General features: G+C 71.8%; 15 protein-coding genes. 11 read left to right on the top strand and 4 right to left on the bottom strand.

Translation table 11 applies throughout. The features are described 5' to 3' along the window. Positions 1–57 precede the first annotated feature (57 nt). The 4 genes from IE252_RS21420 to IE252_RS21435 all read left to right on the top strand — a co-directional run bounded on the left by IE252_RS21420 (position 58) and on the right by IE252_RS21435 (position 6,336). A complete protein-coding gene (locus IE252_RS21420) occupies positions 58–339 on the top strand; it encodes an acylphosphatase (RefSeq protein WP_190091043.1) in 282 nt (93 codons plus the stop codon). A 382-nt stretch (positions 340–721) separates the two neighbouring features. Next, positions 722–940 carry a hypothetical protein gene (locus IE252_RS21425; RefSeq protein ID WP_067164723.1) on the top strand — a complete coding sequence of 73 codons (219 nt, stop codon included), beginning with the start codon at positions 722–724 and terminating at the stop codon, positions 938–940. A gap of 225 nt (positions 941–1,165) precedes the next feature. Continuing rightward, positions 1,166–4,723: a chromosome segregation protein SMC gene (smc, locus tag IE252_RS21430; protein ID WP_190091044.1), complete on the top strand. Its 3,558-nt coding sequence runs from the start codon at positions 1,166–1,168 to the stop codon at positions 4,721–4,723. 197 nt (positions 4,724–4,920) lie between these two features. After that, positions 4,921–6,336 carry a sugar porter family MFS transporter gene (locus IE252_RS21435; RefSeq protein ID WP_190091045.1) on the top strand — a complete coding sequence of 472 codons (1,416 nt, stop codon included), beginning with the start codon at positions 4,921–4,923 and terminating at the stop codon, positions 6,334–6,336. 42 nt (positions 6,337–6,378) lie between these two features. Here IE252_RS21435 and IE252_RS21440 read toward each other — a convergent pair whose 3' ends face one another. After that, positions 6,379–7,350, bottom strand: coding sequence for an LLM class flavin-dependent oxidoreductase (locus IE252_RS21440; protein WP_190091046.1), 972 nt, complete (start codon positions 7,348–7,350; stop codon positions 6,379–6,381). A 58-nt stretch (positions 7,351–7,408) separates the two neighbouring features. Continuing rightward, complete coding sequence (locus IE252_RS21445; protein WP_190091047.1) at positions 7,409–8,860, bottom strand: cytosine permease; 1,452 nt, start codon at positions 8,858–8,860, stop codon at positions 7,409–7,411. 189 nt (positions 8,861–9,049) lie between these two features. Between IE252_RS21445 and ftsY the strand changes: the two genes are divergently transcribed. After that, positions 9,050–10,264: a signal recognition particle-docking protein FtsY gene (gene ftsY, locus IE252_RS21450; RefSeq protein WP_190091048.1), complete on the top strand. Its 1,215-nt coding sequence runs from the start codon at positions 9,050–9,052 to the stop codon at positions 10,262–10,264. 171 nt (positions 10,265–10,435) lie between these two features. On the opposite strand, the gene IE252_RS21455 is transcribed toward ftsY, so the two are convergent. Further along, complete coding sequence (locus IE252_RS21455; protein ID WP_190091049.1) at positions 10,436–11,083, bottom strand: bifunctional DNA primase/polymerase; 648 nt, start codon at positions 11,081–11,083, stop codon at positions 10,436–10,438. A gap of 429 nt (positions 11,084–11,512) precedes the next feature. Here IE252_RS21455 and nsdA point away from each other — a divergent pair, with 429 nt between their 5' ends. From nsdA to ftsH, 6 genes are all read left to right on the top strand, one after another. After that, on the top strand, positions 11,513–12,988 hold the full coding sequence (gene nsdA, locus IE252_RS21460; RefSeq protein ID WP_190091050.1) for a transcriptional repressor NsdA: 1,476 nt from the start codon (positions 11,513–11,515) through the stop codon (positions 12,986–12,988). Between the two features lie 332 nt (positions 12,989–13,320). Continuing rightward, a complete protein-coding gene (locus IE252_RS21465; protein ID WP_190091051.1) occupies positions 13,321–14,661 on the top strand; it encodes an ammonium transporter in 1,341 nt (446 codons plus the stop codon). Next, a complete protein-coding gene (locus IE252_RS21470) occupies positions 14,658–14,996 on the top strand; it encodes a P-II family nitrogen regulator (protein WP_101390346.1) in 339 nt (112 codons plus the stop codon). The genes IE252_RS21465 and IE252_RS21470 overlap by 4 nt, the downstream gene beginning before the upstream one ends. Before the next feature lie 37 nt (positions 14,997–15,033). Further along, a complete protein-coding gene (locus IE252_RS21475; protein WP_190091052.1) occupies positions 15,034–17,481 on the top strand; it encodes a [protein-PII] uridylyltransferase in 2,448 nt (815 codons plus the stop codon). A gap of 394 nt (positions 17,482–17,875) precedes the next feature. After that, positions 17,876–19,417: a signal recognition particle protein gene (gene ffh, locus IE252_RS21480; protein WP_190091053.1), complete on the top strand. Its 1,542-nt coding sequence runs from the start codon at positions 17,876–17,878 to the stop codon at positions 19,415–19,417. Between the two features lie 189 nt (positions 19,418–19,606). Further along, positions 19,607–21,523 carry an ATP-dependent zinc metalloprotease FtsH gene (gene ftsH, locus IE252_RS21485; protein ID WP_190091054.1) on the top strand — a complete coding sequence of 639 codons (1,917 nt, stop codon included), beginning with the start codon at positions 19,607–19,609 and terminating at the stop codon, positions 21,521–21,523. A gap of 49 nt (positions 21,524–21,572) precedes the next feature. Here ftsH and IE252_RS21490 read toward each other — a convergent pair whose 3' ends face one another. Then, a complete protein-coding gene (locus tag IE252_RS21490; RefSeq protein WP_190091055.1) occupies positions 21,573–22,418 on the bottom strand; it encodes a methyltransferase domain-containing protein in 846 nt (281 codons plus the stop codon). Positions 22,419–22,543: the final 125 nt, after the last annotated feature.

Below are 22,543 nucleotides of genomic sequence, written 5' to 3' on the forward strand. Positions count from 1 at the left end.
GCCATGGCGCAAGAGGGCGAAGTGCTCCGTGAGCTATTGGCCGGTTAGCGTGCACCCATGAACGAAGATGCACGGCTCACCGCCTGGGTACGCGGCCGAGTACAGGGAGTGGGCTTCCGCTGGTTCACCAGGGCAAACGCTTTGGAGATCGGCGACCTCGTCGGGTTCGCGCTCAACCTCGACGACGGCAGGGTGCAGGTCGTGGCCGAGGGGCCGCGTGATAAATGCCACCGTCTGCTGGAGTGGCTGAGGGACGGCGACACACCCGGCAGGGTCGACGGGGTCACCGAGATCTGGGCCGCGCCGCGCGGCGGCTACGACGGCTTCGCGATCCGCTAGGACGGCCCGGGTGCCCGCATCGCCGCCCGGGGGCCGCGTACCAGTCGGTCGGTCCGGGTCCGGGGCCCCTGACCTCGTACGACTTCGTTGTTGCCAATCGCGGCCCGGCGTGCAAGGCTGCCGCTAGAAGGATGATCTCCACGCCCCCTGGGCTCCGCGGAGAGGCCTCGCCGGGTGCGTCCCGGCCGAACGGCCCCCGGATTGCCCGCCGATACGGGGCGTGATCGTGTTGACCGTCAAACTTTTTGGTGAGACGCTGGAAGCCCCGCGCACCTTAGCTGTTTGGCATGAAGAACCGCAGTCAAGTCCAAGCACCGCGGGTGCGAATCCCTCACGACCCACACCGCTTCGGTCGGTCACTCATTGTGGAGGACCATCCATCATGGCAAAGGCGCTTCTCGGTTACGTCGGCGGTTCCGACCCGCGACTCCTCGCCGAGATGCGACGGCTCCAGCAGCGTGTCCAGGACCTCGAGTCCGAGCTCGTACGGATCCAGTCCGAGAAGGACGCGCTGTCCGCTGCCGTTGCTTCGCACCGCGGAGACTCGCTGCTCGAAGGCATCGACATCGACGTACCCCAGGCGGAGCCTGCGCTCACCTGATCCACGGGCCGCACCCCGAAGGCCCGTAGGTGAGATCCCACTTCTCCTAGAGTAGAGACAGATATGCAAGGGACGCTTTGGCGTCCCTTCTTTCTTGCCCGGACCCTCTGCTCTTCGCCGCTCTGCTTCTTTCTCATCCGGTGTGCCCTGCGTGGCCAGAGGTGAAACCGCCGGGGCTGCGCCTTCCCGGGGCTCGGGAGGGCGCGGAGAGTAGAGTCCGACGGCGTGCACCTCAAGGCCCTCACCCTGCGCGGGTTCAAATCCTTCGCTTCCGCGACGACACTGAAGTTCGAGCCCGGCATCACCTGTGTGGTGGGCCCCAACGGCTCCGGCAAGTCCAATGTGGTGGACGCGCTGTCCTGGGTCATGGGCGAGCAGGGCGCCAAGTCGCTGCGCGGCGGCAAGATGGAGGACGTCATCTTCGCCGGGACGACCGGCCGCCCGCCGCTGGGCCGCGCCGAGGTCTCCCTCACCATCGACAACTCCGACGGCGCCCTGCCCATCGAGTACGCCGAAGTCACCATCACCCGGATCATGTTCCGGGGCGGCAGCAGCGAGTACCAGATCAACGGCGACACCTGCCGGCTGCTCGACATCCAGGAGCTGCTCTCCGACTCCGGCATCGGCCGCGAGATGCACGTGATCGTCGGGCAGGGCCAGCTCGACTCGGTGCTGCACGCCGACCCGATGGGCCGCCGGGCCTTCATCGAGGAGGCGGCCGGCGTCCTCAAGCACCGCAAGCGCAAGGAGAAGGCGCTGCGCAAGCTGGACGCGATGCAGGCCAACCTCGCGCGCGTGCAGGACCTCACCGACGAGCTGCGGCGCCAGCTCAAGCCGCTGGGCCGGCAGGCCGCCGTCGCCCGCCGGGCCGCCGTCATCCAGGCCGACCTGCGCGACGCCCGGCTGCGTCTGCTCGCCGACGACCTGGTGCGGATGCGCGAGGCGCTGCGGGCCGAGATCGAGGACGAGGCGGCGCTCAAGCAGCGCAAGGACAGCGCCGAGGCCGAGCTGAAGGCCGCCCTCGCGCGCGAGGCGGAGCTGGAGGACGAGGTCCGCAGGCTCACGCCCCGGCTGCAGAGCGCCCAGCAGACCTGGTACGAGCTGTCGCAGCTGGCCGAGCGGGTGCGCGGCACCGTCTCGCTCGCGGACGCGCGCGTGAAGAGCGCCACCGCTCAGCCCCCCGAGGAGCGCCGGGGCCGCGACCCGGAGGACATGGAGCGCGAGGCCGCCCGGATCCGCGAGCAGGAGGCGGAGCTGGAGGCGGCCCGCGAGGCGGCCGAGCGCGCCCTGGAGGACACCGCCTCCCACCGCGCCGACCTGGAGCGGGAACTCGCGCTGGAAGAGCGTCGTTTGAAGGATGTGGCCCGGGCCATCGCGGACCGGCGCGAGGGCCTGGCGCGGCTGCACGGACAGGTCAACGCGGCGCGGAGCAGGGCGGGTTCGGCGCAGGCGGAGATCGACCGGCTGGTGGCCGCGCGCGACGAGGCGGGCGAGCGGGCGGCGCTGGCCCAGGAGGAGTACGAACAGCTGAAGGCCGAGGTCGACGGCCTGGACGCGGACGACCACGAGCTGGGCGAGGCGCACGAGCGCGCCAAGCGCGAGCTCGCCGAGGCCGAGACGGCCCTGGGCGCCGCCCGCGAGGCGGTCACGGCCGCCGAGAGGAAACGTGCCGCCTTGGCCGCCCGGCACGACGCGCTCGCCCTGGGCCTGCGCCGCAAGGACGGCACGGGCGCGCTGCTCGCCGCCCAGGACTCGCTCCAGGGGCTGCTCGGCCCCGCCGCCGCGCTGCTCACCGTCGCGCCCGGCCACGAGGTGGCGGTGGCCGCCGCCCTGGGCGCCGCCGCCGACGCGCTCGCGGTGTCGGGCCCGGCCACCGCCGCCGAGGCGATCCGGCTGCTGCGCAAGCAGGACGCCGGGCGGGCCGCGCTCCTGGTGGGCGGGCTGCCGGGCCCCCAGGAGCCCGATCCCGTACGGCCGGGCGGACCGCCCCATGCGGCGGACCTGGTGCGGGGACCCGAGGAACTGCTGCCCGCCGTACGGAAGCTGCTGCGCGGGGTCGTGGTCGTGGGCACGCTGGAGGACGCCGAGGACCTGGTCTACGCGCAGCCGGGCCTGACCGCCGTCACCGCCGAGGGCGATCTGCTCGGGGCGTACTTCGCGCACGGCGGGTCCGCCGGGGCGCCCAGTCTGCTGGAGGTGCAGGCGTCGGTCGACGAGGCCGCCGCCGAGCTTGCCGAGCTCGCGGTGCGGTGCGAGGAGCTCGCCGAGGTCCAGCGGACGGCGGGGGAGCTGCGGGCGGAATGCGCCGAGCGCGTCGAGGAGCTGGGGGAGCGGCGCCGGGCCGCCGACCGGGAGAAGTCGTCCGTCGCCCAGCAGCTCGGCCGGCTCGCCGGGCAGGCGCGCGGCGCCGCGGGCGAGGCCGAGCGCACGGCGGCGGCCGCCGCCCGCGCCCAGGAGGCCCTGGAGAAGGCCCTTGAGGAGGCCGAGGAGCTCACCGAGCGGCTCTTGGTTGCCGAGGAGATGCCGGTGGAGGAGGAGCCGGACACCTCCGTACGGGACCGGCTCGCCGCCGACGGGGCCAACGCCCGCCAGACCGAGATGGAGGCCCGCCTCCAGCTGCGTACGCACGAGGAGCGGGTGAAGGGCCTGGCCGGGCGGGCCGACGCGCTCGACCGGGGCGCCCGCGCCGAGCGCGAGGCGCGCGCCCGGGCCGAGGAGCGGCGCGCCCGGCTGCGCCACGAGGCACAGGTGGCCGCGGCCGTGGCGGCGGGCGCGCGGACCCTGCTCGCCCACGTCGAGGTGTCGGTGGTGCGGGCCGAGCGGGAGCGGGCCGAGGCCGAGGCCGCGAAGGCCGCGCGCGAGCAGGACCTGGCGGGCGCCCGGGCCACCGGCCGCGACCTCAAGGGCGAGCTCGACAAGTTGACGGATTCGGTGCACCGCGGCGAGGTACTCGGTGCCGAGAAGCGGATGCGGATCGAGCAACTGGAGACGAAGGCGCTGGAGGAGCTGGGGGTGGAGCCGGCCGGGCTGGTCGCCGAGTACGGCCCCGACCAGCCGGTGCCCCCCTCTCCGGCCGCCGAGGGAGAGGAGCTGCCCGAGGACCCGGACCACCCGCGCAACCGGCCCCGGGGTTTCGACCGCGCGGATCAGGAGAAGCGACTGAAGTCAGCCGAACGGGCGTACCAGCAGTTGGGCAAGGTCAACCCGCTCGCCCTTGAGGAGTTCGCGGCCCTGGAGGAGCGGCACAAGTTCCTCTCGGAGCAGCTGGAGGACCTGAAGAAGACCCGGGCCGACCTTCTTCAGGTGGTGAAGGAGGTGGACGAGCGCGTCGAGCAGGTCTTCACGGAGGCGTACCGGGACACGGCCAGGGAGTTCGAGGGCGTCTTCTCGCGGCTCTTCCCGGGCGGCGAGGGGCGGCTGGTCCTGACCGACCCGTCCAACATGCTCGCCACCGGTGTGGACGTGGAGGCGCGGCCGCCGGGCAAGAAGGTGAAGCGGCTCTCGCTGCTCTCGGGCGGTGAGCGGTCGCTGACGGCCGTGGCGCTGCTGGTGTCGATCTTCAAGGCGCGGCCGAGCCCGTTCTACGTGATGGACGAGGTCGAGGCGGCCCTCGACGACACCAATCTGCAGCGGCTCATCCGGATCATGCAGGAGCTCCAGGAGTCCTCGCAGCTGATCGTGATCACGCACCAGAAGCGGACGATGGAGGTCGCGGACGCGCTGTACGGCGTATCCATGCAGGGTGACGGAGTCTCCAAGGTCATCAGCCAGCGACTTCGCTAACTGATCTTCAAGACTTGAACAAGAGCGACACGCGAGGGTCACTCAATTCACATGTCTCGCCCTATTGACTTCGAAACTTGAAGGCATAGTCTCTGCAACGTTGCTTTTACCTTCAAGTGGTGGGTGACCTGAAGTTGTGCGCCACTTGAAGTGCCCCCAACGCCCGGCGACGCTGCCGGGCGGCCCCAGGAGTTCACGTGACCAGTACGCAGCCAAAGGCCTCGGGAGCCCGCACGGCGCACCCCGATCACCTCGGCCATGTCATCTTCATCGCGGCGGCGGCCGCGATGGGCGGCTTCCTCTTCGGCTACGACAGCGCCGTGATCAACGGCGCCGTCGAGGCCATCAGGGGCCGTTACGACATCGGTTCGGCGGCACTCGCCCAGGTCATCGCGATCGCCCTGATCGGCTGTGCGATCGGCGCCGCCACCGCGGGCCGGATCGCCGACCGCATCGGCCGCATCCGCTGCATGCAGATCGCCTCCGTGCTCTTCACCATCAGCGCCGTCGGCTCCGCGCTCCCCTTCGCCCTGTGGGACCTGGCCTTCTGGCGCATCATCGGCGGCTTCGCCATCGGCATGGCCTCGGTCATCGGCCCGGCCTACATCGCCGAGGTCGCCCCCGCCGCGTACCGCGGGCGGCTCGGCTCCTTCCAGCAGGCCGCCATCGTCATCGGCATCGCGATCTCGCAGCTGGTCAACTGGGGCATCCTCAACGCCGCCGGCGGCGACCAGCGCGGCAAGCTGATGGGCCTGGAGGCCTGGCAGGTCATGCTCGGCGTGATGGTCATCCCGGCCGTCCTGTACGGCCTGCTCTCCTTCGCCATCCCCGAGTCGCCGCGCTTCCTGATCTCGGCCGGCCGCGACGCGCGCGCCCGCGAGGTGCTCAAGGAGGTCGAGGGCGAGCACATCGACCTCGACGCCCGCGTCGCCGAGATCGAGCACGCCATGAAGAGCGAGCACAAGTCGACCTTCAAGGACCTGCTCGGCGGCTCGTTCTTCTTCAAGCCGATCGTCTGGGTCGGCATCGGCCTGTCGGTCTTCCAGCAGTTCGTCGGCATCAACGTCGCGTTCTACTACTCCTCGACGCTGTGGCAGTCGGTCGGCGTCGACCCGACGCAGTCGTTCTTCTACTCGTTCACCACGTCGATCATCAACATCATCGGCACCGTGATCGCGATGATCTTCGTCGACCGGATCGGCCGCAGGCCGCTGGCGCTCATCGGCTCGGTCGGCATGGCCGTCGGCCTCGCCCTGGAGGCCTGGGCGTTCTCGTACGACCTCGTCGACGGCAAGCTGCCCGCCACCCAGGGCTGGGTCGCCCTGGTCGCCGCCCACGTCTTCGTGCTCTTCTTCGCCCTGTCCTGGGGCGTGGTGGTCTGGGTCTTCCTCGGCGAGATGTTCCCGAACCGGATCCGCGCCGCCGCCCTCGGCGTCGCCGCCTCCGCGCAGTGGATCGCCAACTGGGCCATCACCGCGAGCTTCCCGTCGCTGGCCGACTGGAACCTCTCCGCGACCTACGTGATCTACACGATCTTCGCCGCCCTCTCGATCCCCTTCGTACTGAAGTACGTGAAGGAGACCAAGGGCAAGGCGTTGGAGGAGATGGGCTAAAACCCCGCTGCCCTCTCTCCTCGACACACGTACTGCCCCGGCTCACCCATGGAGCCGGGGCAGTACGTCGTCCGTGAACAGGCGCAGGCTGCGCCACCCCTCCTCCAGCGGCATCCCGCCGCACAGCGGGTGCAGGACCAGGCTCTCGGCGCCGAGCGCGGCGCACTCGTCCGCCGTCACGATCCGGTAGACGCCCTCGGCGCGCAGCTCCGCCACCGTGGCGGCGGTCGAGCGCACCGCCGAGCGGATGTCCTTGGACTGCCAGGACGCGTACATCCGCGCCTCGTGCAGGAAGTGCTCCCCGTACAGCGCCCAGGCCCGGTCCGGGTCCTCGCTCAGATGCAGCAGGGGCGTCTTCTCGGCGGGCATCATCGTCCAGCCCTCGGTGCCGTGCAGGGCCAGCTGCTCGCGGTAGTACGCCTCCAGGTCCGGCAGATGGGCGCTCGGGAAGAACGGCAGCCCCAGCCGGGCCGCCCGCCGGGCCGCCGCCTTCGAGGAACCGCCCACCAGCAGCATCGGGTGCGGCTGCGTGAACGGGCGCGGAGTGACCCGTACGGTACGGCCCTCGTACGTGAACGGCTCGCCCGTCCACGCCTTGAGCAGCGTCTCCAGGAGCAGGTCCTGGAGCTTGCCGCGCCTGCCCCACTCGACGCCCGCCTGCTCGTACTCCTCGGGCCGGTAGCCGATCCCCGCGACCGTCACCAGGCGCCCGCCGCTGAGCAGGTCCAGGACCGCGATGTCCTCGGCAAGGCGCAGCGGGTCGTAGAGCGGGCCGATGATCGCGGACACGGTGACCGCGATCCGGCTGGTGGCTCCGAAGACCGCGCCCGCGAAGGCGAACGGGGAGGGCAGCCAGCCGTTGCCGGTGCCGTGGTGCTCCTCGGTCTGGACGGTGTCGACGCCGTGCGCGTCGGCGTACGCGGCCATCTCCACCGCGGCGCGGTAGCGGGCCGACAGGGTCTCGGGCGGCTCGTGCGGAGCCACCAGGTTCATGCGTACGACCGTGAACGGCATGGGAAGTCCCCCTCCGCCGGGCTGGATCCGGTGGAGGGGGACGGTAGCTGACGATGCGTCAGACAGCCAGGGGTGCGCGCTCCTCGTCCGCTTCGTCCGCCCCGGCCGGCGCCGGTACGGCGGGCTTCGGCAGGACCACGTACAGCAGGCCCGAGACCACGATGGTGGCCACCCAGCCCAGGCCGTACTCGCCGACCGGGTTGTTGGCGGCGAGCGGGCCGGTGAACCAGTCCGAGGTGGTGAAGAGCAGACCCGAGCCGAGGCCCACCGCCCAGGCGGCGACGGCGGCGGGGGAGAAGCCGCCCGTGTACCAGTAGGCGCTGGTGGGGGTGGTGTCGAGCAGCGCCTTCGCGTCGTACTCGGTGCGCCGCAGCATGTCCGCGCCGAAGACGCCGACCCAGGCCGAGAAGGCGACGGCGAGCAGCGAGAGGAAGGCGATGAAGGAGCCCATGAAGCTCTTGGCGACCAGCATCAGGACGCCGCCGAAGGCCAGCGAGATCACGGCGTTGACCGAGACCGCCCAGTGGCGCGGGATCTTGAAGCCGAGGGTCTGCGCGGTGAAGCCCGCCGAGTACATCGACATCGAGTTGATCAGCACCATGCCGACCAGCGCGATCAGCAGGTAGGGCACCGCGATCCACAGCGGCAGGATCTCGCCGAGGAAGGACACCGGGTCGGCGGCCGAGGCCAGGTCCGGCGTGGAGACCGCCATGACCGCGCCCATCAGGACCATCGGCAGCACGACGATCCCGGCGCCGCCGACGGAGCTGGCGACCATGGCCTTGGAGGAGGCCGTGCGCGGCAGGTAGCGGGTGAAGTCCGGGGCCGAGGGGATCCAGCTCACGCCGCCCGCGGCGATCAGGCCGGTGCCCGCCACCATCAGCGACATCTTGCCCGCCGGGCGGTCGAAGACCGCGCTCCAGTCGGTGTTCATGGCCAGGTAGACCAGCACGAGCACGGAGAACGCGCCGAACAGATAGGTCGCGTACTTGTTGCACTTCTGCACGACGTTGATGCCCAGGCCCGAGATCGCGAAGGTCGTCACCACGAAGAGCAGCAGCGTCACGATGATCAGGAAGGTGTTGCTCTTCACGTCGAGCAGGATGTCCAGGACGGTCAGCATCGCGTACGCGCCGGTGACCGCATTGATGGTCTCCCAGCCCCAGCGGGCGACCCAGATCAGGGCGCCGGGCAGCAGGTTGCCGCGCTGCCCGAAGACCGCGCGCGAGAGCGCCATGCCGGGGGCGCCACCGCGCTTGCCCGCGATCGATATGAGCCCCACGAGGCCGTAGCTGACGAGCGGCGCGGCGGTCGCGACGACGATCGCCTGCCAGAAGTTCAGCTTGTACGTCACGACGAGGCTGGCGCCCATCGTGAGCAGCAGCACGCTGATGTTGGCGGCGACCCAGGTCGGGAAGAGGTCCCGCGTTCTGGCGGTGCGCTCGCTGTCGGGGACGGGCTCCAGGCCACGGGTTTCCAGTGCGCCTTCGGACTGGGAAGTGGTGCTCATGAGGTGCTTGTTGCCTCTCGCTCGGCTCTGGCGGGAGCCGGTGGGGGTCATCTCGGGGGACTCTACGCGCGTTGACGCCTCCCCCTCCATCGTAACTTAATACGACGATTGCCCCATAATTCCCTTTGATCTTCATGCGAAGACACGACCGGGGCTCCTCGGCGGCGCATGACTGATACTGGGGTCGTTATGGAATTCGTCATCCTTGCTGTAGTCATCGCCCTGGTCGCGGTCGGCGCGATCAGCGGGCTCGTGGTCAGCAGCCGCAAGAAGAAGCAGCTGCCGCCCACGGCGCCCACGTCCACGCCGACCATCACTGCCCCGCCCGCCGAGCCCCACGTCGGCGAAGACGCCGCGGAGACGGCCGAGGAGCAACGCCGCACCATCGAGGAGGTCGCCCTCCCCGAGGCCCCGGCGAGCCCCGCCGTGGTCGAGGAGGCGCTTCCCGAGGCGCCCGCCGCGCCCGAGATCGAGGTGCCCGAGCCGACGGCCGGCCGTCTCGTACGGCTGCGCGCCCGGCTCGCCCGGTCCCAGAACTCGCTGGGCAAGGGGCTGCTCACGCTGCTCTCCCGGGACAACCTCGACGAGGACACCTGGGAGGAGATCGAGGACACCCTGCTCACCGCGGACGTCGGCGTCGCCCCGACCCAGGAGCTGGTCGAGCGGCTGCGCGAGCGCGTCCGCGTGCTCGGCACCCGCACCCCCGCCGAGCTGCGCACCCTGCTGCGCGAGGAGCTCGTCGCGATCCTCGGCCCGGACTTCGACCGCACGGTGAAGACCGAGGGCGGCGCGGAGACCCCCGGCGTCGTGATGGTCGTCGGGGTCAACGGCACCGGCAAGACCACCACCACCGGCAAGCTCGCGCGCGTCCTCGTCGCCGACGGCAAGTCGGTCGTCCTGGGCGCGGCGGACACGTTCCGCGCGGCCGCCGCCGACCAGCTGCAGACCTGGGGCGAGCGCGTCGGCGCCCGCACCGTGCGCGGCCCCGAGGGCGGCGACCCGGCGTCGATCGCCTTCGACGCGGTCAAGGAGGGCATCGCGGAGGGCGCGGACGTCGTCCTCATCGACACCGCGGGCCGGCTGCACACCAAGACCGGGCTCATGGACGAGCTCGGCAAGGTCAAGCGCGTCGTGGAGAAGCACGGGCCGCTGGACGAGGTGCTGCTGGTCCTCGACGCGACGACCGGGCAGAACGGGCTGGTCCAGGCCCGGGTGTTCGCCGAGGTCGTCGACATCACGGGCATCGTCCTGACCAAGCTCGACGGTACGGCCAAGGGCGGCATCGTCATCGCCGTCCAGCGCGAGCTGGGTGTGCCGGTGAAGCTGGTCGGGCTCGGGGAAGGCGCGGACGATCTGGCGCCGTTCGAGCCGGGGGCGTTCGTGGATGCGCTTATTGGGGACTAGGGCGCCTAATGTCCGGGGTGCCTCTGTTGCTTGGCGGCTGCGGGTTGTCTGTGGCTGGTCGCGCAGTTCCCCGCGCCCCTTAGGCGTTCCCGGTCGCCCGTGACGTAAGCGCGTCCCAAGAAGGGCCCATCGCATCGTGTAGATGCGATGGGCCCTTCCTCTTGTCGCTCCTCAAGACGGCGCCCTGTGGCAGATGTACGCCAGCGTGCCCAGTAGCAAGCGGGCCTCCGGGGGGCGCGTCGCCGTGTCCAGGGACGGGGGGCGCAGCCAGTGGACGTCCGCTGATGGGGGAGCCGGTACGTACTCGCCGGGGCCCGGGCAGACCAGGTCCAGGTCGGCGTCGTCCCAGCCCATCCGGTAGAGCAGGCCCGGCAGTTCGGCCGCGGCGCCCGGTGCCACGAAGAAGTGCGTGCGGCCCGCCGGGGTCGTCGAGACCGGGCCGAGCGGCAGCCCCATCCGCTCCAGGCGCACCAGCGCCCGCCGCCCCGCCGGCGCCGCCACGTCCAGGATGTCGAAGCTGCGGCCCACCGGCAGCAGCACCGCCGCCCCTGGGCACTCCGCCCACGCCTTGCCGACCTCGTCCAGGGTGGCGCCCGCCGGGACCTCCGGCGCGAAGTCCAGCGGGTGCGCCCCCGGCGCCGGGCAGCCCGGCTCGCCGCACGAGCACTGGCCGGAGAGCTCGCGGGCCCCGGGGGCGACGTCCCAGCCCCACAGTCCCGTGTACTCCGCCACCGCGGTGACCTCGGTCGCGCGGCCGCGGCGCCGCGAGCCGGGCCGGATTTCGCGGATCCCCCGGCTGCTGCCGATCGTGAACCCCATGCCCCCTCCAACGGATCTGACTCGACGGTGGTTACGATCCGGAGTTCCCTGATTGCGCGCTGCTCACCCGGCGGCTCGCGGCGGAAGGGGAGGTAGTGCGAACCGGTCCGCGCGCCCCGGCGTGCACCGTTCCATCGACTCCTGATCGACCTGTGTCAAGTGAATCGCGCGCAGCGCCAAGGGAGTTCATTCGAAGGGGTGGCGAATGGTGGCGTTTCTGCAATCGCCCTCGCGGGACCCGTGATCGTAGGATTACTTTCGGTACATGGACCCTGGAGGCCCACGCGCTCGTGGGTATGCCAAAGGCAAGGAGCGGTACCGTCCGAAGGGCCGCGTCCGGCGGACAACAGGCCCCGACTCGCGGCATTCTGATAGGGGTTCGCGTGGCAGGGAAGACGCACAAGGCTTTAGCTGAATGGGGGCGTTCCAGTGGGCGGCAGTGGGGCTAGCGGTACGAGCGCCGGCAAGCGCCCCAACGAACAGCTGAGTTCGTGGTTCGTACGGAGCGGCTGGTCGAAGGGCGAGCTCGCGCGGCAGGTCAACCGGCGGGCGCGCCAGCTCGGCGCGCACCACATCAGCACGGACACCTCCCGGGTGCGCCGCTGGCTCGACGGCGAGATGCCGCGCGAGCCGATCCCGCGCATCCTCTCCGAGCTGTTCTCCGAGCGGTTCGGCAGCGTCGTGGCCGTCGAGGACCTCGGGTTGCGCACCGCACACCAGTCCCCGTCCGTCTCCGGGGTCGACCTGCCTTGGGCGGCCCCCCAGACCGTCTCCCTGCTCAGCGAGTACTCGCGCAGCGACCTGATGTTGGCCCGGCGCGGCTTCCTCGGCACGTCCCTGATGCTGTCGGCCGGGCCCGCCCTGATCGAGCCCATGCAGCGCTGGCTGGTGCCCGCGCCCCCCGGCGAGGCCGTCAACGTGGAGACCCCCGCCAATGCCCGGCGCCCGTCCCGGCTCTCCAAACCGGAGCTCGACCTCCTGGAGACCACCACCGAGATGTTCCGCCAGTGGGACGCCCAGTGCGGCGGCGGACTGCGCCGCAAGGCCGTCGTCGGCCAGCTCCACGAGGTCACCGACCTCCTCCAGGAGCCGCAGCCCCAGGCCACCGCCCGCCGCCTCTTCCGGGTCGCGGCCGAACTCGCGGAACTGGCCGGGTGGATGAGCTACGACGTGGGCCTCCAGCCCACCGCCCAGAAGTACTTCGTGCTCGCCCTGCACGCGGCCAAGGAGTGCGGCGACAAGCCCCTCGGGTCGTACATCCTGTCCTCGATGAGCCGCCAGATGATCCACCTCGGCCGCCCCGACGACGCCCTGGAACTCATCCACCTCGCCCAGTACGGCAGCCGCGACTGCGCCACCCCGCGCACCCAGGCCATGCTGTATGCGATGGAGGCGCGCGCGTACGCGAACATGGGCCAGCCCAGCAAGTGCAAGCGGGCCGTCAGGATGTCCGAGGACACCTTCGGCGACGCCGGGCTCGACGGCGAGCCGGAGCCCGACTGGATCCAGTTCTTCTCCGAGGCCGAGCTCAACGGGGAGAACGCGCACTCGTTCCGCGACCTGGCCTACGTGGCCGGGCGCAGCCCCACGTACGCGACGCTCGCCGAGCCGGTGATGGAGAAGGCGGTCGCGCTCTTCGGCAAGGACGACGTCCACCAGCGGTCGTACGCGCTGAACCTGATCGGCATGGCCACCGTCCACCTCCTCAAGCGCGAGCCCGAGCAGTCCACCGTGCTGGCCGGACAGGCCCTCCAGATCGCCAAGACGGTCCGCTCCGAGCGGGTCAACACCCGGCTGCGCAAGACCGTCGACACCGCCGTGCGGGACTTCGGGGACGTGGCCGAGGTCGTCCAGTTCACCGATCTGCTCGGCCGCGAGCTGCCCGAGACCGCCGAGGCCGTCTGACCACCCGGGGAGCCGCCACGGCGGCATACAGGACGCCGGCCGCGACGCCCACCCCGTACACCCCGACTCGGCTCCCCCACGCCAGGTCAACCGGGGGACGTCGCGGCCGGTCACCCGTCCGCGTGTACGCGGATGGTAGCCGCCCCCCAGGACGGTGATCCGGCAGTTCATGCCGGTGTAACACGTCCGACCCCTTCGTCACGGTGGCGAAACATCGTGCGGCATCGACGGAAACCGCGCTGCGCCAACCTCATGGCGCATAACGGCCCACCCCTTCGCAGCCACTCGTTCGCCCCCGCACGGGCCGCCGTACCGACGACGAGGAGACGCCGATGCCCCCAGGCATCACGCTCGCAGCTGACGCTCCGCAGCTGTCCAGCGCCAACACCGGTTTCATGCTGATCTGCTCGGCGCTGGTGATGATCATGACCCCCGGCCTGGCCTTCTTCTACGGAGGCATGGTCCGCGTCAAGAGCACCCTCAACATGCTGATGATGAGCTTCATCAGCCTCGGGATCGTCACGATCCTGTGGGTGCTCTACGGCTTCAGCCTCAGCTTCGGCGAGTCCAACGGCTTCATCGGCTGGTCCAAGGACTACTTCGGGCTCAGCGGCATCGGCATCGTCCAGCTCTGGCCCGGCTACACCATCCCGATCTACGTCTTCGCCGTATTCCAGCTGATGTTCGCGGTGATCACCCCCGCGCTGATAAGCGGCGCGCTCGCGGACCGCGTCAAGTTCAGCGCCTGGGCGCTGTTCATCACCCTGTGGGTCACCGCCGTCTACTTCCCGGTCGCGCACTGGGTGTGGGCCTCCGACGGCTGGCTCTTCAAGAAGGGCGTCATCGACTTCGCGGGCGGCACCGCCGTCCACATCAACGCGGGTGCCGCCGCCCTCGGCGTCATCCTCGTCATCGGCAAGCGCGTCGGCTTCAAGAAGGACCCGATGCGGCCGCACAGCCTGCCGCTGGTCATGCTGGGCGCCGGGCTGCTGTGGTTCGGCTGGTTCGGCTTCAACGCCGGCTCCTGGCTCGGCAACGACGACGGCGTCGGCGCGGTGATGTTCGTCAACACCCAGGTCGCCACCGCCGCCGCCATGCTCGCCTGGCTGCTCTACGAGAAGCTGCGCCACGGCTCCTTCACCACCCTCGGCGCCGCCTCCGGCGCGGTCGCGGGCCTCGTCGCCATCACCCCGTCCGGCGGCTGCGTCAGCCCCCTCGGCGCGATCGCGGTCGGCGCCATCGCGGGCCTGCTGTGCGCCATGGCCGTCGGCCTCAAGTACCGCTTCGGCTACGACGACTCCCTGGACGTCGTCGGCGTCCACATGGTCGGCGGCATCGCCGGCTCCCTCCTCGTCGGCCTCTTCGCCACCGGCGGCGTACAGTCCGACGCCAAGGGCCTCTTCTACGGCGGCGGCCTCGACCAGCTCGGCAAGCAGGCCATCGGTGTCGGCGCGGTCCTCGGCTACTCGCTGGTGGTCTCCGCCGCCCTCGCCTTCCTGCTCGACAAGACGATCGGGATGCGGGTCCCCGAGGACGACGAGGTCTCCGGCATCGACCAGGTCGAGCACGCCGAGACGGCGTACGACTTCAGCGGCGCGGGCGGCGGCACCGCCACCCGCACGCCCGCACCGGCCCCGAGCGAGAAGGCGCAGAACAAGAAGGTGGACGCATGAAGCTCATCACCGCGGTCGTCAAGCCGCACCGCCTGGACGAGATCAAGGAGGCCCTGCAGGCCTTCGGAGTCCAGGGCCTCACGGTCACCGAGGCCAGCGGATACGGGCGCCAGCGCGGCCACACCGAGGTCTACCGCGGCGCCGAGTACACCGTCGACCTGGTCCCCAAGATCCGCATCGAGGTCCTGGTCGAGGACGACGACGCCGAGCAGCTGATCGACGTCGTGGTCAAGGCGGCCAGGACCGGGAAGATCGGGGACGGCAAGGTGTGGAGCGTGCCCGTCGAGACGGCCGTCCGGGTCCGCACCGGCGAACGCGGCCCCGACGCCCTCTGAGTTGGTCCCCCGATTCGGTACGGACAGGAGCTGCCGGGTGACGAGTGTGGAAGTCAGCACAGAGACAGAGGACTCCGGATCCGGCGGCTACGCGGCGGCCCGGCTGCGCCTCCTCCAGGAGGAGGCGCGGTCCGGGCCGCCGCGCCGTGCCGCCCTGGCCCAGCTCACCGACGACTGGCTGGCCCAGCTCTTCACCGGAGCCGCCCGGGCGGCCGGGGTGCGCGGGGCCGCCCTGATGGCCGTCGGCGGGTACGGGCGCGGCGAACTGTCGCCCCGCAGCGACCTCGACCTGGTGCTCGTCCACGACGGCAGCGCGAGCGCGAGCGCCGTCTCCGCGCTCGCCGACAGCCTCTGGTACCCGGTGTGGGACCTGGGGCTGGCCCTCGACCACTCGGTCCGCACCCCCGCCGAGGCCCGCAGGACCGCGGGCGCCGACCTCAAGGTGCACCTCGGCCTCCTGGACGCCCGCCATCTGGCGGGCGAGCAGTCCCTGACGGCCGCACTGCGCACCACCGTCCTCGCCGACTGGCGCAACCTCGCGCCCAAGCGGCTGCCCGAACTCGACGCGCTGTGCCGCGAACGGGGCGAGCGGCAGGGCGAGTTGCAGTTCCTGCTCGAACCCGACCTCAAGGAGGCGCGCGGCGGCCTGCGGGACGCCACCGCCCTGCGCGCGGTCGCCGCGTCCTGGCTCGCCGACGCGCCCCGCGAGGGCCTGGGGGAGGCCCGGCGGCGGCTCCTGGACGTCCGGGACGCGCTGCATCTGGCCACCGGCCGGGCCACCGACCGCCTCGCCCTCCAGGAGCAGGACGCCGTCGCCGCCGCGCTCGGCGTGCTCGACGCGGACGTCCTGCTGCGGCAGGTCTACGAGGCCGCGCGGACCATCTCGTACGCCAGTGACGTGACCTGGCGCGAGGTCGGCCGGGTGCTGCGGGCGCGATCGGCGCGGCCCCGGCTGAGGGGGCTGCTCGGGGGCCGGACGGCGGCCCCCGAGCGGACCCCGCTCGCCGAAGGCGTGGTCGAGCAGGACGGCGAGGTGGTGCTCGCGCTCGCCGCGAAACCCGAGCGCGACCCGGTGCTGCCGCTGCGGGCCGCCGCGGCCGCCGCCCGCTCCGGCTTGCCGATCTCGCTGCACGCCGTGCGCCGCCTGGCCGCCGCGGTGCGGCCGCTGCCGGTGCCCTGGCCCGCCGAGGCCCGCGAGGAGCTGGTGACCCTGCTGGGCGCGGGCGAGTCCACCGTGCCCGTCTGGGAGGCCCTGGAGGCCGAGGGACTGATCACCCGGCTGCTGCCCGACTGGGAGCGGGTGCGCTGCCGCCCGCAGCGCAACGCCGTGCACACCTGGACCGTGGACCGCCATCTGGTGGAGACGGCCGTACGGGCCTCCTCGCTCACCCGCCGGGTCCACCGCCCCGACCTGCTCCTGGTCGCCGCCCTCCTGCACGACATCGGCAAGGGCTGGCCCGGCGACCACAGCGTGGCGGGCGAGGTCATCGCGCGCGACGTGGCCACCCGGATCGGCTTCGACAAGGACGACGTGGCCGTGGTCACCGTCCTCGTACGCCACCATCTGCTGCTCGTCGACACGGCGACCCGGCGCGACCTGGACGACCCCGCGACGGTACGGGCGGTGGCCGAGGCGGTCGGGACGGCGTCCACGCTCGAACTGCTCCACGCGCTCACCGAGGCGGACGCGCTGGCCACCGGACCGGCCGCCTGGTCGTCGTGGCGGGGCTCGCTGGTGGCGGACCTGGTGAAGCGGGTGGGGGCGGTGCTCGCGGGGGAGCCGGTGGATCCGGAGGCGCCGGTCGCCACGGCCGAGCAGGAGCGGCTCGCGATGGAGGCCCACCGCACGGGCGGCCCGGTCCTCGCGCTGCGCGCCCAGACGGACGCGCCCATGGAGGAGGGGGCCCGCGAACCGCTCGGCGTGGAGCTCCTGATCGCGGTCCCGGACCAGCCGGGAGTGCTGCCGGCGGTGGCGGGCGTCCTGGCCATGCACCGGCTCACCGTCCGCACGGCCGAGCTGCGGGCGATCGAGCTGCCCGACCCCGTGGGCGGGGAGATCCTGCTGCTGGACTGGCGGGTGGCGGCGGAGTACGGCTCGCTGCCGCAGGCGGCCCGGCTCCGCGCCGACCTGGTCCGGGCGCTCGACGGCTCCCTGGACCTCGCGTCCCGGCTGGCCGAGCGCGAGGCGGCCCGCCGCCGGGGCCCGGCCGCGCCCCCGCCGCGCGTCACGGTCGCCCCGGCGGCGTCCCGCCTGGCCACGGTGATCGAGGTCCGCGCCCAGGACGCACCGGGCCTGCTGCACCGCATCGGGCACGAGCTGGAACGGGCGGGGGTACGGGTGCGGAGCGCGCACGTGTCGACGTTGGGGGCGAATGCGGTGGACGCGTTCTATGTGACGGACGGGGAGGGGGAGCCGCTGGGGGTGGAGGTGGCGGTGGGGGTTGTGCGGGGGGTGGAGCGAGCGCTGGGCTCTGGCGGAGGCTGATTCCCCCCACCCCGCCCGTTCCCTTAAGCCCTCTGGCGGGCGGCCGGGGGCTGCGCCCCGTTTGTCTGCGGACCGTGGGTGGGTTGCTCGCGCAGTTCCCCGCGCCCCTAAGTGCGCCCCTTCGGGGCGCTCAGGGGATTGCCGCGGAGCGGCATTTTTGGGGGCGCGGGGAACTGCGCGACCAGCCACCCACGGTCCGCAGACGAACGCAGCGGGGTGCAGGGGCCGCAGGCCCCGCAAAGGGGGTCCGGGGGCGTAGCCCCCGGGAACGAGCCTTCACCACCCACCCACCCCCGGAGGGTTAAGGGAACGGGGCGGGGTGGGGAAACGTCCGCCGGGATACCCTGGGGGGCGTTCACCCGACCGCCCTACGAGCCGAGGATCCGCGACCACCGTGTTCGACACCCTCTCCGACCGCCTCAGCGCGACATTCAAGAACCTCCGGGGCAAGGGCCGCCTGTCCGAGGCGGACATCGACGCCACGGCCCGCGAGATCCGCATCGCGCTCCTCGAGGCCGACGTCGCCCTGCCCGTCGTGCGCGCCTTCATCAAGCAGGTCAAGGAGCGCGCGTCCGGCGCAGAGGTCTCCCAGGCGCTCAACCCCGCCCAGCAGGTCGTCAAGATCGTCAACGAGGAGCTCATCACCATCCTCGGTGGTGAGACCCGTCGGCTGCGGTTCGCCAAGACCGCCCCGACGGTCATCATGCTCGCCGGTCTCCAGGGCGCCGGTAAGACCACCCTCGCCGGAAAGCTCGGCCAGTGGCTGAAGGGCCAGGGCCACGCGCCCCTGCTCGTCGCCTGTGACCTCCAGCGGCCGAACGCCGTCAACCAGCTCTCCGTGGTCGCCGAGCGCGCCGGCGTCGCCGTCTACGCGCCGGAGCCCGGCAACGGCGTCGGCGACCCGGTCAAGGTCGCCCAGGACTCCATCGAGTACGCCCGGTCGAAGCAGTACGACGTGGTCGTCGTCGACACCGCCGGCCGCCTCGGCATCGACCACGAGATGATGCAGCAGGCCGCGGACATCCGCGACGCGGTCAAGCCCGACGAGATCCTCTTCGTCGTCGACGCCATGATCGGCCAGGACGCGGTCAACACCGCCGAGGCCTTCCGCGACGGCGTCGGCTTCGACGGCGTGGTGCTCTCCAAGCTCGACGGCGACGCCCGAGGCGGTGCCGCGCTCTCCATCGCGCACGTCACCGGCAAGCAGATCATGTTCGCCTCCAACGGCGAGAAGCTCGACGAGTTCGACGCGTTCCACCCGGACCGCATGGCGTCGCGCATCCTCGACATGGGTGACCTGCTCACCCTGATCGAGCAGGCGGAGAAGACGTTCAGCCAAGAAGAGGCCGAGAAGATGGCCTCCAAGCTGGCGTCGAAGAAGGGCCAGGACTTCACGCTCGACGACTTCCTGGCGCAGATGGAGCAGGTCCGCAAGATGGGCTCCATCTCCAAGCTGCTCGGCATGCTCCCGGGCATGGGGCAGATCAAGGACCAGATCAACAACATCGACGAGCGCGACGTGGACCGTACCGCCGCGATCATCAAGTCGATGACCCCGGGCGAGCGCCACGACCCGACGATCATCAACGGCTCGCGCCGCGCCCGTATCGCCAAGGGCTCCGGCGTCGAGGTCAGCGCGGTCAAGAACCTCGTCGAGCGGTTCTTCGAGGCCCGCAAGATGATGTCGCGGATGGCCCAGGGCGGCGGGATGCCCGGCATGCCGGGGATGCCGGGCATGGGCGGCGGTCCCGGCCGGCAGAAGAAGCAGCAGAAGCAGGCCAAGGGCAAGCGCAAGAGCGGCAACCCGATGAAGCGCAAGGCCGAGGAGCAGGCGGCCGCCGAGCGCCGCGAGCAGGGCGCCGCCGGTCTGCCGGCCGCCGCCCAGGCCCCGCAGGACTTCGAACTGCCGGACGCGTTCAAGAAGTTCATGGGCTGACGTCCGTCCGGGCTCGTCCTACGTACTTCGTACGTACGAGTCGTTCGACGCGGCAAGGGAAGGGCCCGCGAGCCGTACAGGCCGCGGGCCCTTCCGCGTACCCAGGGCCCGGCAGCCCTGTCGGCCCACCCGGAATGCCCTGTTCCGTCCGCTCTCCGATAATCGCCGTACAGGCCAGAGGAGAGCAGCGTGCCCAATCCCGTCCCCCCACGAGATCGCACCGACCAGCCGTGGCGCTCCGAGGGCGCGCCCGCGCCGCCCCCGCCGAAGCGGAAGATGCCCGGGGGCTGGGGCAGCCTGATCCTCGCCGCGCTCGTCGTCTACCTGGTCACCAATCTGATCCTGTCGTTCCTCGACGAGGGCAACGAGCCGACGCTGTCGTACACCGAGTTCAGCAAGCAGGTCACGGCAGGCAACGTCGAGAAGATCTACTCCAAGGGCGACGCAATCCAGGGCCAGCTCAAGAGCTCCCAGACCGTGCCCGGCGGCAGCGACAAGTACACCAAGTTCACCACCCAGCGGCCGACCTTCGCCGACGACGACCTGTGGTCCCAGCTGACCAAGCAGAACGTCACGGTCACCGCCGAGCCGGTCGTCGAGCACCGCAGCTTCCTGGCCAACCTGCTGATCTCGCTCGCCCCGATGCTCCTGCTGGTCGTGCTGTGGCTGTTCATCGCGCGCCGGATGAGCGCCGGGCTCGGCGGCGGGATGCTGGGGCGCAAGGCGCCGCCCAAACCCGTCGAGCTGACCGAGGACAAGCGGACCACCTTCGAGGACGTGGCCGGCATCGACGAGGTCGAGGGCGAGCTCAACGACGTCGTGGACTTCCTCAAGAACCCCTCCGCGTACCGCAAGATGGGCGCCCGGATGCCCGGCGGCGTGCTGCTCGCGGGCCCGCCCGGCACCGGCAAGACCCTGCTCGCGCGGGCCGTCGCGGGCGAGGCGGGGGTGCCGTTCTTCTCCGCTTCGGCTTCCGAGTTCATCGAGATGATCGTGGGCGTGGGCGCCTCGCGGGTACGCGAACTCTTCGCCGAGGCGCGCAAAGTGGCCCCCGCGATCATCTTCATCGACGAGATCGACACCATCGGCCGGGCGCGCGGCGGCGGCTCCGGGATGGGCGGGCACGACGAGCGCGAGCAGACGCTGAACCAGATCCTCACCGAGATGGACGGCTTCTCCGGATCCGAGGGCGTCGTCGTCATCGCCGCCACCAACCGGGCCGACGTCCTGGACCCGGCGCTCACCCGGCCCGGCAGGTTCGACCGGATCGTGCAGGTCAGCCCGCCGGACCGGGGCGGCCGTGAGTCCATCCTGAAGATCCACACCCGTGAGATCCCGATGGCCCGCGACGTCGACCTCGCCCAGCTGGCCCGCACCACCCCCGGCATGACCGGCGCCGAACTCGCCAACCTGGCCAACGAGGCGGCCCTGCTCGCCGTCAAGCGCCGCCAGAGCGAGGTCACCCAGTCCGACCTCTCCGACGCCCTGGAGAAGGTCCAGCTGGGCGCCGAGCGGCCGCTGGTGATGCCGGAGGAGGAGCGCCGCCGCACCGCGTACCACGAGAGCGGCCACGCCCTGCTCGGCATGCTCCAGCCCGGCGCCGACCCCGTCCGCAAGATCACCATCGTGCCCCGGGGCCGGGCGCTCGGCGTGACGCTGTCCACCCCGGACGCCGACAAGTACGCGTACACCGAGGACTATCTGCGCGGCCGCATCATCGGCGCGCTCGGCGGCATGGCGGCCGAGCACGTCGTCTTCGACGTGATCACCACCGGCGCCGAGAACGACCTCGAACAGGTCACCAACCTGGCCCGGGGCATGGTGGCCCGGTGGGGCATGAGCAAGAAGATCGGCCCCCTCACCGCCCTGCCGGGCGACTCCCAGCAGGCGTACGGGCTCGCCGCGGCCCCCGAGACCCTGGACGCCGTCGCCACCGAGATGCGCCGCATCGTCGACGAGTGCTACGCCGTGGCGTGCCGCCTGCTGCGCGAGCACCGCCCCAAGCTGGACACCCTCGCCGAGGCGCTGCTCAAGAACGAGACGCTGGAGGAGGAGGCCGCGTACCGCGCGGCGGGCATCCCGCGCCTGGCGAAGACGGACTCCTGAGCGGACCCGGGACTCGCCCTACGCGCGCGTGGACGCGGACTCCGGCCCTCTACGGCGTACGCGCGATCAGATAGCGGAACACGTTCGGCATCCACACCGTGCCGTCCCGGCGCAGATGCGGGTGCAGCGCCTCCGTCAGCTCCTTCTCGACCTGGACCTGGTCGGTGGCCCGGGCCGCCGCGTCGAACAGGCCCGTCGACAGCAGCCCGCGCACCGCGCTGTCGGTGTCCGCGTAGCCGAACGGGCACGCCACCCGCCCCGAACCGTCGGGCCGCAGCCCCGCCCGCGCCGCCAGGTCCTCCAGGTCGTCGCGCAGGCTCGGCCGCCAGCGCGGCGCGTCGGTGAGCCGGGCCGCCACCCGCAGCACGCCCGAGGTGGCACACCGCTCCGGCGGGCCCCAGCCCGCCAGCACCACCGCGGCGCCGCGCTCGGCGAGCCCCACCGCGGCCTCGAGGGCCGGGCCGAGGCCGTCCGCGTCGCCCGCCGCACAGCCCACCGGCTCGAAGGCGGTCACCAGGTCGTAGCGGGCCCCGGCCGGACCGGCCGCGGCCCGCGGGCCGCCCTCCAGGACCCGGGCGTCGTCGCGGTCCCCGGCGCGCCCCCACACCCCCTCCGGCAGCAGCCGCTCACGAGCCAGCGCGAGCCGCTCCGGCCGGGTGTCGACACCCGTCACGCGCGCGCCGCGCGCGGCCGCCATCAACAGGGCGAGCCCGGAGCCGCAGCCCAGGCCGAGCAGCCGGGTGGCGGGTCCCACCTCCAGCCGCTCGTACACCGCTTCGTAGAGCGGTACCAGCATCCGCTCCTGGATCTCCGCCCAGTCACGCGCGCGTGCACACGCCTGCGCGGGTGGGGCGGAGGCCGCGGGGGACTGGTGCCGGACGAGCGTAGGTGTCATGGAAAGCGCCCCAATCCGCAGAAGAGGTCAGCCGTGCGCTGATGGAAAGCCCCCGTGAACGTGCGGTCGCACTCCCCCCGTATGCCAGGGAACTCCGCATCCGCCATCGCGTCCAGAGGGAGGGC

Origin of the sequence: Streptomyces melanogenes (assembly GCF_014649795.1) — a bacterium.
Taxonomy (GTDB): domain Bacteria; phylum Actinomycetota; class Actinomycetes; order Streptomycetales; family Streptomycetaceae; genus Streptomyces; species Streptomyces noboritoensis.

What these genes read in the sequence shown, in the direction of transcription:
- IE252_RS21445 (WP_190091047.1), bottom strand. Translation starts at nt 8,860, where the DNA reads ATGAGCACCACTTCCCAGTCCGAAGGCGCACTGGAAACCCGTGGCCTG.
- IE252_RS21420 (WP_190091043.1), top strand. Translation starts at nt 58, where the DNA reads ATGAACGAAGATGCACGGCTCACCGCCTGGGTACGCGGCCGAGTACAG.
- IE252_RS21455 (WP_190091049.1), bottom strand. Translation starts at nt 11,083, where the DNA reads ATGGGGTTCACGATCGGCAGCAGCCGGGGGATCCGCGAAATCCGGCCC.
- ftsY (WP_190091048.1), top strand. Translation starts at nt 9,050, where the DNA reads ATGGAATTCGTCATCCTTGCTGTAGTCATCGCCCTGGTCGCGGTCGGC.
- IE252_RS21490 (WP_190091055.1), bottom strand. Translation starts at nt 22,418, where the DNA reads ATGACACCTACGCTCGTCCGGCACCAGTCCCCCGCGGCCTCCGCCCCA.
- IE252_RS21440 (WP_190091046.1), bottom strand. Translation starts at nt 7,350, where the DNA reads ATGCCGTTCACGGTCGTACGCATGAACCTGGTGGCTCCGCACGAGCCG.
- IE252_RS21465 (WP_190091051.1), top strand. Translation starts at nt 13,321, where the DNA reads ATGCCCCCAGGCATCACGCTCGCAGCTGACGCTCCGCAGCTGTCCAGC.
- IE252_RS21425 (WP_067164723.1), top strand. Translation starts at nt 722, where the DNA reads ATGGCAAAGGCGCTTCTCGGTTACGTCGGCGGTTCCGACCCGCGACTC.
- IE252_RS21470 (WP_101390346.1), top strand. Translation starts at nt 14,658, where the DNA reads ATGAAGCTCATCACCGCGGTCGTCAAGCCGCACCGCCTGGACGAGATC.